Source organism: Geitlerinema calcuttense NRMC-F 0142 (genome assembly GCF_030285425.1).
In genome coordinates this window covers 39,894-53,108 of record NZ_JASVEJ010000011.1, presented here as the reverse complement: position 1 = coordinate 53,108, position 13,215 = coordinate 39,894, and the positions used below count along the sequence as shown (strand labels likewise).

At 49.3% G+C, this 13,215-nt stretch carries 11 protein-coding genes and 1 pseudogene; 4 read left to right on the top strand and 8 right to left on the bottom strand.

Features of this window, described 5'->3' with window-relative positions:
- Positions 1-454, top strand: a pseudogene (locus QQ055_RS03045) (IS701 family transposase); the annotation flags it as partial.
- Between the two features lie 47 nt (positions 455-501).
- Here the strand turns inward: QQ055_RS03045 and QQ055_RS03040 are convergent.
- Complete coding sequence (locus QQ055_RS03040; protein ID WP_349775312.1) at positions 502-768, bottom strand: Precorrin-3B methylase; 267 nt, start codon at positions 766-768, stop codon at positions 502-504.
- A 60-nt stretch (positions 769-828) separates the two neighbouring features.
- Positions 829-1,662: an aldo/keto reductase gene (locus tag QQ055_RS03035; RefSeq protein WP_284476277.1), complete on the bottom strand. Its 834-nt coding sequence runs from the start codon at positions 1,660-1,662 to the stop codon at positions 829-831.
- Between the two features lie 164 nt (positions 1,663-1,826).
- Between QQ055_RS03035 and QQ055_RS03030 the strand changes: the two genes are divergently transcribed.
- From QQ055_RS03030 to QQ055_RS03020, 3 genes are read left to right on the top strand one after another with little or no spacing between them, the layout of a single operon-like run.
- On the top strand, positions 1,827-2,477 hold the full coding sequence (locus QQ055_RS03030; protein WP_284476276.1) for a hypothetical protein: 651 nt from the start codon (positions 1,827-1,829) through the stop codon (positions 2,475-2,477).
- A gap of 47 nt (positions 2,478-2,524) precedes the next feature.
- Positions 2,525-3,946, top strand: coding sequence for a phosphoglucomutase/phosphomannomutase family protein (locus QQ055_RS03025; RefSeq protein WP_286004210.1), 1,422 nt, complete (start codon positions 2,525-2,527; stop codon positions 3,944-3,946).
- An 8-nt stretch (positions 3,947-3,954) separates the two neighbouring features.
- A complete protein-coding gene (locus QQ055_RS03020; protein ID WP_284476275.1) occupies positions 3,955-4,230 on the top strand; it encodes a LapA family protein in 276 nt (91 codons plus the stop codon).
- A 39-nt stretch (positions 4,231-4,269) separates the two neighbouring features.
- On the opposite strand, the gene QQ055_RS03015 is transcribed toward QQ055_RS03020, so the two are convergent.
- From QQ055_RS03015 to QQ055_RS02990, 6 genes are all read right to left on the bottom strand, one after another.
- Complete coding sequence (locus QQ055_RS03015; protein WP_284476274.1) at positions 4,270-5,160, bottom strand: transposase; 891 nt, start codon at positions 5,158-5,160, stop codon at positions 4,270-4,272.
- A gap of 309 nt (positions 5,161-5,469) precedes the next feature.
- A complete protein-coding gene (locus QQ055_RS03010; RefSeq protein WP_284476273.1) occupies positions 5,470-6,627 on the bottom strand; it encodes a glycerate kinase family protein in 1,158 nt (385 codons plus the stop codon).
- A gap of 213 nt (positions 6,628-6,840) precedes the next feature.
- Positions 6,841-8,277: an ATP-binding protein gene (locus tag QQ055_RS03005; RefSeq protein WP_284476272.1), complete on the bottom strand. Its 1,437-nt coding sequence runs from the start codon at positions 8,275-8,277 to the stop codon at positions 6,841-6,843.
- A gap of 11 nt (positions 8,278-8,288) precedes the next feature.
- On the bottom strand, positions 8,289-9,794 hold the full coding sequence (locus tag QQ055_RS03000) for an SLC13 family permease (protein ID WP_349775311.1): 1,506 nt from the start codon (positions 9,792-9,794) through the stop codon (positions 8,289-8,291).
- Positions 9,795-10,023: 229 nt separating this feature from the next.
- Positions 10,024-11,874, bottom strand: a complete 1,851-nt coding sequence (locus tag QQ055_RS02995) for a GAF domain-containing protein (RefSeq protein ID WP_286004211.1) — start codon at positions 11,872-11,874, stop codon at positions 10,024-10,026.
- Positions 11,792-12,871: a PAS domain-containing protein gene (locus QQ055_RS02990; protein ID WP_286004209.1), complete on the bottom strand. Its 1,080-nt coding sequence runs from the start codon at positions 12,869-12,871 to the stop codon at positions 11,792-11,794. Before QQ055_RS02990 ends, QQ055_RS02995 begins: the two co-directional genes overlap by 83 nt.
- Between the last annotated feature and the right edge of the window lie 344 nt (positions 12,872-13,215).

Here is a 13,215-nt window from a genome sequence, read left to right as displayed (position 1 = left end):
AAATCTTCAAGGTCAAATCAAAAAGAAAATCGGCAATCTTTATGGATTAAGAACTTGGATAGAATATGGATTCCGGCAATGTAAACAAGAACTCGGTTGGACTGATTATCGCTTTACGAATTTCCGAGACATTGAAAAGTGGTGGGAAATTATTTTTTGTGTTTATCTAATGATTAGTTTAAGTTCTCTACCTTTTTTGTCCTTAAATTCTCGCGAGCTAGGGGAGAGTGAAAAGATTGAGACGAATCAGAGTTTTTCTAGTCATCAACACTGGCAGTCGGGGAAGAGCTGGAAAAGCGTTTTGAATAATTGGCGTTTGATTATTCAACCGACGATTGCCTTATGGCTGCTTTCTCCTTGGTTAAATATTTTTGCAAATCCTGATTTATTGAGAGGGTTTCACAACTTAATTCAGATTATGAACCAATTTACACCGGGTTTTCCTGATGGATAATTTGACTGTTTTGTTACTTTTTGATATCGGAGAGTGACAGAAGAGGGCTACTTCGCCTTCCGTTTAGACTTGGGTGGGGTGCGGTGTGCGCCGAAGTATTTCTCGCTGCGATAGCGCAGCCACACCCGCAACTGTTGGGGAATTTTGTCTTTTTGTTCTTTCGTTAAGGTATTGTAAAGCGCTAAGGCGCGTTCCCTTTCTCCGCGACAGGCGGCGTTATTATGAGCATCCCAGTAGCTGCGTGCTATCCGAATTCGCCGACAGACTTCTTTAACTAGCGCTTCTCCGGTGAGGGGTTTTTCTGGTTTTGCCATCATTCAATTACCTCATAATATTGCACCAGTGCTAGAAACCGGGTTTCTCAGGTCTTAATCCTAGAGCATTTCTAGGGGGGTGGGTTGAGTGGGGGGAGGAAAGGCGCTGTCGAGGGTTGCTAATTCTTCAGGGCTTAATTGCAGAGTTAGGGCGTTATAATTTTGCTCTACATGGTCGATGCGGCTGGCTTTGGGGATAACAATTACGTTATCTTGGTGAAGCAACCAGGCGATCGCAATTTGTGCCGCACTTACCCCTCTCGCCTCTGCCAGTTGATTGAGGGTACGATGATTCAGCATCCGGCCTTGTTCAATGGGAGAATAAGCCATCACTGGGATGCTGTGCTGGCGACACCAGGGAAGCAAATCCCACTCTATCCCCCGGCGCGTTAGGTTGTAGAGGACTTGGTTGGTGGCAATTTGCGATCCATTCTCTAACCCAATGGCGGCTTGCATATCCTGAAGGTCAAAATTACTGACGCCATAGCTGCGAATTTTACCCGCCTGTTGTAAGGTTGCAAAGGCTTCTAAGGTTTCCGAAAGGGGAATAGAACCTCGCCAGTGCAAGAGGTAAAGATCGAGATAGTCTGTTTTTAACCGTTGCAGACTCCGCTCGCAAGCTGCGATCGCGCCCTGTTTTGAGGCATTATGGGGATAGACTTTGCTGACTAGGAACACTTCAGAACGACGAGATGCGATCGCTTCAGCAATGACTTCCTCTGCACCCCCCTCCCCGTACATTTCTGCTGTATCAATTAACGATAAACCCAAGTCGAGGCCATACTGCAAAGCCTTCACCTCGCTTTGCCGATTTTTCCCACTTTCCCCCATCTGCCAAGTTCCCATACCCAAGACAGGAATTGCATCACCATTGGGAAGTTTCAGCGTTTGCATGGTTGTTTCTCAAAGGTTGGAAAAGGCGATCGCACTAATTTTACACCTCAGAACTCGCCCAATTGGCTCCTCCCAAAAGAGGAGAATGAGTCTTCCCCGCGAAATCGCAACCCGAAGTTGTGTAGCCTGAGACTAAGACTTGTTATTTTCGCGACTATTTACTAATGAAATCCCCTTTCTTCCTCTGTGGTTTGCTGATTTTACTCGTAGGTTGCAATCAGAATACACCGACTCCCGCCGTTTCCCCGAACCCTACGGTTTATCCTACTGCTGCTTCAACCCCTGTAATCCCTCAATCTGAAAATGACCCCTCTAAACTCATCTCTGATACAGGCATTGGTGAAGCTAGGATTGGAATGAGTCTTGGAGAACTTAAACAGGCTTTGGGGAGTAACGCAGAATTTCGGGTAGAGTCGCCCTATATTGTAGACTTCGATGCGATCGCAGTTCGGCAAAATGGCGAAGCGCAATACTATATCCTCTATCCCGCAGGAACGACTTTGCAAGATAGCGACCCAATTGAGCTAATTTATACCGAAAATCCTCAATATCGTACAGTTGATGGAGTTGGCCCGCAAACCCCCATCCAAACCGCTGAGGCTGTCTACGGTCAACCTACTTTGTCTTATAACTATTCTAGTGAAGGACGCGAAGCGGCGCGCTTTGCCAACCAACCCCAAAAACTGCTGTTTGGCTTGGGGAACGCTAACCGAGGCGACTTAGCCGGAATTTACCCCGAATCTCAAGACGAATATAACGAAACCTCCCAATACAAGGAAGATGCAAAAATTCAGAGCATCATCGTCCGTCCCTAGCAAAGGGAACGTGTATATTAGTGAGGAATCGTTGGTATTAGCCCGCTATGGTAGAGATCAAGTTTGGCACGGATGGTTGGCGAGGAATTATCGCAGATGATTTTACCTTTCCCAATGTCCGAAAAGTCACGAGAGCGATCGCGCTTTATCTCAAATCTGCCTATTCTCAAGATCGACCCGTCCTCATCGGTTACGATACCCGATTTCTCGCCGATAAGTTTGCGCGGGCGGCGGCGGAAATCTTAGCCGAGTTAGGATGGACGGTAAAGATCGCCGATCGCGATTGTCCCACACCTGCGATCGCCTACAATGCCAAACTGCTAAACTCGGCGGGGGCCTTAATGTTCACCGCCAGTCACAACCCGGCCCGCTATTGTGGGATTAAATATATCCCCGATTACGCTGGCCCGGCAACGCCAGAAATTACCGATGCAATTGTCGCCAATTTAGAGAACGCCACAGACGACTCTCCCCGCCAAGTTCCCAGCCAGCTTATTTCTAAGTTTGACCCCAAACCCGCCTACCTCGACTTTTTGCGGACGTTAGTCGATCTCGACACGATTCGCGCGGCTAAACTCAAGGTCAGATACGATGCGCTATACGCCACCTCGCGCGGTTATCTGGATGCGCTGTTAGAAGAGTGCGGTTGCCAGCTAGAATCGTTCCACACCCATCGCGACGTGCTGTTTGGGGGGGGGATGCCAGAACCGACTCCCGACCAACTGGGAGCGCTAATGACGGCGGTGAAAGCCAGTGGTGCTGATGTGGGGTTAGCCACCGATGGCGATAGCGATCGCTTCGGGATTGTGGACGAACAGGGTAATGTTTTGACCCCCAACACGGTCTTATTGCTGCTTGCACGCCACTTAATTCAAAATAAGGGCAAAACTGGTGCAATTGTCCGCACGGTCGCGACAACGCATTTATTGGACAATCTAGCCGATCGTTACGGCTTAGAGTGTTTTGAAACCCCCGTTGGCTTTAAGTATATTGGCGAGAAGATGCGCCAAACAGATGTCTTAATTGGCGGGGAAGAGTCGGGAGGCTTAAGTATTATCGGGCATATCCCGGAAAAGGATGGGATTTTAGCCAATCTTCTGGTTGTGGAAGCGATCGCCTCTGAGGGGAAACCGCTATCGCAACTGGTTGAAGAAGCGATCGCCCAAACCGGCGGGCCTCGCTACAATCATCGCATCGATTTGCATCTAGAAGACGCCCACAAAGCGGCGGTTATCGCCACCTATCAGCAAAATCCCCCAAATGCGATCGCCGGAATTGGCGTCAAACAGGTCAGCCACAAAGATGGTTTAAAGCTCTATCTTGAAGATGGCGGTTGGGTTCTCCTGCGTCCTTCCGGAACAGAACCCCTGATGCGCGTTTACCTCGAAACTGACTCTTTAGAGAAACAAGCACAAATCGCCGCCTTCTTAGAAACGCTGATTCAAGCTGTTTCCCCTGTCGCCGCCTAACCTAAGTTATGAATACGTTCCCGCTATTTCTGATTTCGATTATTTTCGCCCTTTGGGTCAGCGCGATCGCCCTTGTCTCCGTACAAAATGCGGCCCCCGTTTCCCTGCGCTTTCTGGTCTTCGAGTCTATTCAACTCCCGTTTGGCTTAGTCTTAGCTTTTAGTGCCAGTATCGGCTTAATTGCCGGCGCGATCCTCATCCCCCTTTGGGGTTTACCCTCGGCTTCTCGTCGATCTTCGGCTTCTGTCAGTGCGGCTGACGAGGATGATGAGTTTGATTTCTAATCAAAAGAACCCGCTTGTCCGGGTTCTTTTGGCACAAACTTAGAGAGAATAAACCTGACCGTCAATCAGCAAGCGGGTAATCCCTTTAGCTTGCAAATACTCGCCAACCTTGTGAAACATTCGGCCGTCGGGAACCTTAATCACCCGTTGCGATCGCTTCGAGAACCGCCGCGCCACCCGATGATTATCAAAAATCGGTAAAGTTCTTTCCAACTCCTCCACATCGGGAATATCGCCCAAATCGCCGAAATCGCGCAACGGACGGGTAATTAACTCAGCGGCGCGATCGATCACCAAATAACAAATTTTCGGGATATTCGCCTCTGCTAACGGCAACACTTCAATCGGAGGGGCCGTACTTTTGCGATTCTTAGACCGTGCCAAAATTGGCTTTGGTGGAAAATATTCCTCTTCCTCGTCATCCTCGTCGTCTAGATAATCCTCATCATCGTCATCATCAAAGTCTTCATCCTCCTCATCGTCCTCTTCTAAGTCGGCTTCGCGATCTAAGAGTAAATCTTCCCCTAATAATTCCTTAAGGGCGCTGGCTTGACCTTGATACGTTTCGTCTGCTAGGGGAGATTCCAAAATTTCAGATTCTTGGCGTGCAGGTGCGTAACGGGTGGGCAAATTGATAGCCGCCGCCACCTCTTCTTCTGGATCGTCATCTTCTGCAACTGCGTCCGATGGCTGAGTCTTCATTGCCTCAAGATCAAAAAGTTGCGGAGGTTGACCCTTACCCGCCGCTGCCCGTTTTTGCTGTACCAATATCTCGTATTCTGCCGCCGGTAAGCGACTTTTGAGCAACCGACTAATCGTCGAATTGCTCACGCCATAGCGCGTCGCCAGGGTGGAAGTCGTTTCCGGTGTTTCTCGGTAAAGACTTAGGATCTCGTTTTTTTCAGACTCGGATAGTTTTCTAGGAGGCATGGATTCAGTGCAAACAACGGAGAGGGAAAGCCGTTATGAGTTCTAACAGATGAAAGCGCGTTTGTAAAGAAAGCCTTGGACTTTATAGTTTAACTTGCTTTGACTTTTCCCATCGCAACGGAAATGACTTGCAAGTAGTTTTCCTGTTCAACGAACAATCCCTATTTTAATTTTAGGTTGCTACAGCAGGTTCAACACCAATACAGTCTGCTGATTTTTCAACTTTTGCCTGAAAACTCCGAAGCGGGCGATCCTCAATTAAACCTCAATATTTTTAGCCCCCTCACCCTAGGATGAGGGGGCTAGACGCTAGGCACTCAGGCGTTGACCAACCAACAACAGGCGTGTCAATCGTTCTGCGGCATTAGTCACCAGTTCGCAGGCATTGGCGATCGCCTCCTCTAAACTGCAAGGGCCATCTAAGATACTTTCAAACGAATCAATCCCGCAATCAAAATTAACTTGGGCATCTTCCCCAATGGTTCCAGCGATCGCCACCACCGGAATCCCATATTTTTTAGCCCGTCGCCCCACTTCCGCCGGAATTTTTCCCCGTGGCGTTTGAAAATCAATACTCCCCTCTGCTGTAATCGCTAAATCCGATTCTTGCAATAGAGTTTCTAAATCTAAATACTGCATCACAATGTCATAGCGGGGGTGTAGAGTTGCCCCCACTAAAGCAGATAGCCCCGTTCCTAACCCTCCCGATGCGCCGCTTCCTGGTGCTTCCCGCACGTCTAAATCTAAATCGCGTTGAATAATCTCGGCGTAGCGATCCAGCGCGGCGGCCATCTGTTCTACCGTTTCTGGGGATGCGCCTTTTTGCGGGCCAAACACCCTCGCTACCCCCTTTGGCCCGCACAGTAAATTATGCCAGTTGCAAGCCACATCAATTTGTACCTCTGCAAGGCGCGGATCGCGCTGACTCATATCGATCCGGTCTAAATGAATCAATTCGCCGCCGCCGCGTCCAATCTCTTCGCCCTCCGCATTCAGCAAGCGAACGCCCAAAGCTTGCGCCATCCCCGCGCCGCCGTCATTGGTTCCAGAGTCGCCGCAACCTACTAAAATGCGTTCTGCACCTGCGTCTAGAGCCGCTTTAATTAACTCTCCTACCCCATAGGTGGTTGTTAACAGGGGATTGCGAGCCTCGCGGGGGACTAGACGCAACCCCGCCGCCGCCGCCATTTCTAAGACAGCCGTTCTGGGACCATCTCCTCCCAAAAAGCCAAAATGTGCAGCAACAGATTGACCGACAGGACCAGTAACGATCGCGGAATGCAAGGTTCCTCCAGTGGCATTCACTAAGCCTCTAGTAAAGCCTTCCCCACCATCCACTAAGGGGGCTTTCTGAATGCGAGCGCTAGGCAAAACTCGGAGAATTCCAGCTTCAATACAATCAGCAACTTCGTCAGCTTCTAAGCTTTCTTTGAATCCAGAGGGTGCAATTAAAATGTTTAAGGTCATAAGAAGTTTATCTAAAACTTAAGAAACGGTTTGGGAAGATAACCTCTATTGTCAGTGCCTAGTTTTGAAATGCCTTACCTCTGGGGAAAGACAGCAAGCTCTAGAGTAAGATAGATTTCCCGCCCTGAATGTCGTTAGGTTGAGAGACGAAACCCAACAGCAGCCAGGGTTGTGTTGGGTTCGTTAACTATCCTTTACCCGATTTCCCGCCTCTCAATCTCTGAGGGGGAGTTGCATTTGCACGTAGGTTCCGACTCCCGGCTGACTGTCAATCACCAAATGGCCGCCATGCTGTTCAACGATCGCTCTCGTGAGTTGCAGTCCCACTCCAGGACGGTCTTCAGATTCTAATGAAACTAACGGTAATTCTGCACCCCGACCATTATCCGCCACTTCAATCAGCAGTTCGGTGCCTTCGGTGCTGAGGTTGGCACGGACTCCTACGCGCCCCCCAATTTCTGGTAAGGCGGCTAAGGCGTTGCGGACGAGTTCCCCAATGGCTTCTCGCAATTTCAGGCGATCGACTGTGGCAAATTTTACTTCTGGGCCAATATCTAGTTCTAAACTAATGGCTCGTTGGGCGAGTTCGTCATGGAAGCGCAGCAAGACTTCATAAATGAGCGTGCGAATATCGGTGCGTGCCAGGTTGAGGTCTAAAGGAAAGCCAAATTCAGTAACTCTGGTGACAGCTTGCAGCAGGCGATCGAGTTGCTGAATCAGTTCTTGCTTGGGGATAACAGCAGTTGCACCGTTACCATTGACTTCGCTATTTAATTGGGTCACGCGCGATCGCAACTGCGACACCAGCCGATGCAAGGTGACTCTGGAGGGGCGTTCTTGCCAGACGGGTTCTGAATGGGCGGGAATGGCTCCTAAGCCTGCCATTTGCTCCCTCAGTTGCAGTGCTGCCATCATCTGATTGAAGGCGCGGTGAATATCGCCAATTTCGTCGGCCCTTTCTTCATCGAGTTGGCGCTGAAAGTCCCCAGTTGTGACATCTTCTAAGGCTTGTTTGACTTCTCGCAAAGGGGAAAATAAGTCGGAGGCTAGATAAGCAAACAGCAGCAGAATTAAAGAGGTGGTGCCAAAGGCGGCGATCGCTAAAACAATGCGGGTGGTATCTAAGGTGCGCTGGACTTGACGGTGAACGGAGGAACGGTAGTCGCGATCGGAGGCGATCGCTTGTTCGGTTAAGGTCTGAAACGACTCAAAATCTTCATCTTCTAATTCGCCTTCTAGCAGCACAAAGGCCTCTCGCCGCTGTCCGGCATCCACTAGGGCAAATACCTGTTGGGCGCTTGCGACTAATCGTTGGTAAGCTAGGCGCACTTCTTGCACTTGTTGTTCTTCCTCGGCAGTATCGGCTAAAGCTGCCCAGCGTTCAAAGTCGGTTTCGATGGGGCCCAAAAAGGCGTCAAATTCTTCAGCCGCATCGAGATCGCCACCGCTGACGGCATCGGGAACTTCCTTAAAGGCGCGGAAAACGCTAGCTTGAATCCGTTGCAACAGTAAGCTGCGTTCGTAATGGGCCTCAAGTTGGGCGTTGCTGCTTTGCCATTGCGCGATCGCCCAAACGGTCATCCCGGCAGTGGTTAGGGCCAATAAAGCCAGACCCCCAAAGGTGGTTAACAGTTTTTGTCGTAAATTCATGTTGTTGTCTCCTAGAGCGCTAAACCAATCCAACGCCAGTAGCCGTAATAGAAAGCCACCATTAGCACTAAATGCACGAGCAGCAGCACTGCGCTTAAATACAACAGGTCTGAAGGCTGATAGGTTTCGCCTTCTAGTTCCTGGAACATCAGCAGCGCTTTGGAACTCACCGGGAACGTCAAACAATAGTCCATCCCCACGGTGCTGATAAATAACACCGCCACGGGGTTGAGTTGCAAACTACTCCCTAGGTACAGCAAGGCGGGCACTAAAGCCGCCGCCCGCGCTGTATGCGAGGTCATGTAGATATGCGAGGTTAAGGAGATAAAGCTGAGAATCAGTAAAAGAATGGCGGGCGAACTGGCTTGAGCAATGCCGGTTGCGCCAAATAAGCGGTCGATAATCCATTGGGCTGCACCGGAGTCAATGAGGGCATGGCCGAGGACGAGGGCTGCGCCAACGAAGATAATTAAATTCCAAGAAACGGCTTTGAGACCGTCTTTCCAACTGAGAACGCCGATGCCTGGGGCGGTGAGCAAGGCGGCTGCAACAACAGTAACCGTGGCGATTTCGAGTCCGTGCCAGTCGGCGGTCAGCCAAAGGGCGATCGTGCCTGTAATGATGCCCAAGGTTGTCCATTCTGCTTGGGAAAGGGGTCGGTTGGCAGCCTGTTGGGGGACTCGGATGGGTCGCTGGCGGCGCTTGCGGTCTAAAAATAGGCGCATGACGATCCAACACGAGAGGTAACTGGCAACGATACCAAAGGGTAGGCCATAAATTGACCATTGCAGGAAGGAGATGGACTCGCTGCTAATTTGTTGCAGCAAATCTAGGGCGATCAGGTGCGATCCGGCCCCAACTAGGGCGCTGATGGTGGAAACGAGGATAATGGTGGGCATCAGCAAGGCGAGGGCGCGGGTGATGCGGCGATCGCCCGCAGCCTTGGCGATACTGCGAAAGATGGGAATGACGACGGCGGCTCGACCGGAGGTTGAGGGGATAACGAAGGCTAGCAGGATCAGCAGGGTGGTGACGAGCCAAAAAACGCTGCTGACGTTGTGGGCCCGCGCGACAACCAGTTGCGTGAGGCGACTGGCGAGTCCGGTTTTCTGGACGGCACCCCCTAAAATAAATGCGCCGATCATCAGCCAAATAATGTCGGAGGCAAGGGCGTCAAATAGTTGTTCTTGCGGACTTCCTCCACTCAACACCAGCAGGAGCATGGCAATCAGGGCGATGTAGGCGGCGTTGAGGCGGGTGGTTGACCAGAGGATGACGGCGAGGGCAAAGGCAAAGAGCGATAAGCGGGCTTGGGTGGGAAGGGAACCGGGTAGGAGGATGGCGATCGCGGCGACTGCGAGCGAGGCTAGGGGCCAGACGGCATCGACGACCCAGCGAAACTGACGTTTGGGTTTCACTTGGGTTTTGGGCGAGGGTTTGCTCTCAAATCGCGTCCAAATACTTTCCGGGGGTCTTTGGGCTTGCTTTCGGGTCTGAACTGTCGGCATTTTAGTCATACTCAGTTGTACGATTCGCAAAATGTCTTCAACTGCTCAATGTTTTAGAAACATTGGAGAATCTACTTTGGAATCGAATCAGGTTAATGAGGACTGAATTCTCGGACAATTGCAGAATTCAATATTTAACCTAATAACAACTTTTGCTTAACTCTCCTATTTCCCTTTAGGCGGAAATTTGAGGAGATGCCCTCGCCCTTTTTCTCTACTTCTAGGAATAGTCCTAACCTCAAGTCAGGGGTTCGGTTGGAGCAATGGGAATCGCGATTATAAATTCGGCTCCTTTACCCACTTCAGAGAAACATTGCAGTTTGCCTTTATGTTTTTCGACAACAATTTGATAGCTAATCGATAGACCTAAACCCGTACCTTTGCCGACTGGCTTGGTTGTAAAAAAGGGATCGAACAGGCGCGATCGCACTTCTTCAGACATCCCTTGTCCGTTATCAATGACATGAATTGCAATCCATTGGTCGTTAATATATTTAGTCTGAATCCAAATAGTTGGCATTAAAGGCAAACTTGAAGAATAAGAAGTTATAGGGACAACTGCCGATAATTCTGAAGAAGCTTCTAACGCATCAATCGCATTACTTAAAATATTCATGAAAACCTGATTGAGCTGACCGGGGTAACACTCAATTTGTGGCAGGTTGCCGTACTCTTTAATCACCTGAATGGCTTGATTGGCTGTCTTGGGCTTGAGGCGATGTTGCAGAATCATTAGGGTGTTGTCTATCCCCTCATGAATATTGACAGGTTTCATTTCCGATTCATCCAAACGCGAAAAGTTTCGCAAAGACAACACAATTTGACGAATCCGTTCCGCCCCCACCTGCATCGATTCTAAGAGGCTAGGTAAATCTTCTTCAAGAAACTCTAAATCAATATCCTGAGTCTTATCTTGAATAGTTCGATCGGCATTAGGATAAGAGTCTTGATAGAGTTTTAATAAATCCATCAAATCTTCAATATAGTTACTAGCGTGCGTCAGATTTCCAGTAATAAAATTCACTGGATTATTAATTTCATGGGCAATTCCAGCAATCATTTGACCCAAACTCGACATTTTTTCATGTTGAATCAGTTGAGCCTGGGTTGACTTGAGAGTTTCTAAGGCTTCGCTTAATTGTTCGGCTTGGGTTTTGGCTGCAAAAGCTGCCGCATGGGTTTGAGCATAAAGTTCGGCTTGATCGATCGCGATCGCCAATTGATCGGTCACGGCTTGAAGTAACTCCACCTCAGAATTGCTCCAAGGGCGCGGCCCGCTACAATGACTGCATATAATAGCTCCGAGTTGTCCGGTGCGCGTTTCTAGGGGAACCAACAGTTGAGAAGAAATTCCTTGATGAAACAGCGACGCCTGCAATATCCCCAAGTCAGTATCCTCTGCAAGTTCGCTTGTCGAGTCATGAGTTTCTTCAATCCGAAGCGTTTCCAGGTTTTGGATCTTCTCCATTAAAATGGTTGTATCTGTGGGAGAAAAATCACCTAAGCCGCTGGCAATGTCTGATGCTGCGGATTCGTGCGTAATTGATAAATAGGCTTGATGCGGCCAGCACCACATAAACTGACAGCGATCGATATTGAGTAAGTTACGAATTTCGCTAACCGCCGTCGTTAAGATTGTGTTGAGGTCTAAAGACTTGCGAATTTGGTTAGCCAGCTGAAACAGTAGGCTTTCGCGGCGAGACATCAAGGCTTCGCGCGCCCAAGATCGATCCACCGCAACGGCGATCGCATTCGCCACCCAACTTAACGTATTATCCAGTTCAACGCTAAATGCCCGCTTGCTAAAAACCGCCATAACGCCAATCAGTCGGTCTTCAACAATTAACGGATATCCCGCAAAAGCGCTAAGTTGTTCTTCTTCGGCCCAAGTTGAGGCCCCGAACCAGGCATCTTTGAGGAGGTTATTCGTATGGTAAGGCTGGCGATTGTGAGCAATAAAGCCAATAATTGAAATCCCGATCGCAATTCGCACGGGGAAAGCTTCGCTATAGGACAGTTGACCCGCCACTGCTTGTAATTCCAGCATTTGCGAATCGGTTGCAAACAGCCAAATTTTCGCGCCAGCAATATCTAATTCTTGGACAATCGCATTTGCACACCGCTCTAAAATATCGGGAAGCGTTTCCGCCCTGAACCAAGATGGTACCCACTTCAGTTGCTAGGGTGGAAAGGTACGATCGCTCTAAGAGTTCGGCCTCAGCTTGTTTGCGGGTGGTGACATCGCGAAAGTAAACAGATAATCCTTCTTGGTAGGGATAGGCTTTTACTTCTAACCAGATGCTGAGAAGCGAGTAAAATTCTTCAAAGTGAACGGTGACTTGACGCGACATCGCTCGCTCAAATTCGCCTCTGAAGGTCGAGTTTGCTAATTCTGGGAATTCTTCCCACAAATGGGTGTTTTGGAGTTGCTTGCGGTTTCTCAGCAGAATTTGCTCGGCGCGAGAGTTGAGGTAGGTGAACCGCCACTGACGATCGAGGGTAAAGAAGGCGTCGGTGATACTTTCTAGGATTTTGACAATTTTCAGGTTAGAGGGGTAAGCGATTGCCTCTTCTGAGGAGAACTGACCATTGCGATCGGATGCGGGTAGGGTGTCTCGATGGCTGTCTAGCAATGCGGTGACTTGACGGCTGAGGGCTTGGAGGGCTTGCTGTTGGCTGGGGCTGAGGGGGCGATCGCGATCGTCCATCACCCCCATTAAGCCCAGCGCATACCCATCTGAGGTAAAAATGGGTACGGCAGCATACAAGGGTAAGGTTTGAGATGTGCCATTCACAGCCATCTTTAAAGGGGGATGTCCCTGGCTTGTCCAAACCCCTTGCTGCGCTACAATTTCATCCCAAGGGAGGAGTTGGCGGTCGAGTTCGTTGCTAATGTTGCCGACTTTCGCTTTAACCCACAACCGATCTCGATCGACAAAGCCAATTAAGGCGATGGGGGCTTGACAAACTTGGGCGGCCAAAAAGGCAAGATCGTCAAAGCGGGTGTCTGGAGGGGTGTCTAAAATTTGATACTGAGCCAAAATCTTGAGCCTTTGAATCTCATTACTGGGCAACAAAATAGTCATTGCGATCGCTCCCCCTGGTCACACATTGGTCATGAACCTGTTGCTTTTCGATCCCACCGTTCATGGTCTTTCTAACTCAACAGCACTCTCTTTTTCGGGATTAACCCAATTGGATTGAAGCGATTTCCTCTAGTCTAAAGTGCCCAAATTAACATACGGCTCGCTATCTTAGCGTGTTAAAATTTAATGACTTGCATTAAGAATAATGAATTAGCTCAACGCTCGTTTGTTGATGAATCAGAAAACTAAAATAAATACGTTGACCGTGAATAACTATGAAGGATCTGTGAGTTTATCCTAATTTTGGGCATTCTGAGAATGTCTAGAGGTCATTGTAGTGGTGC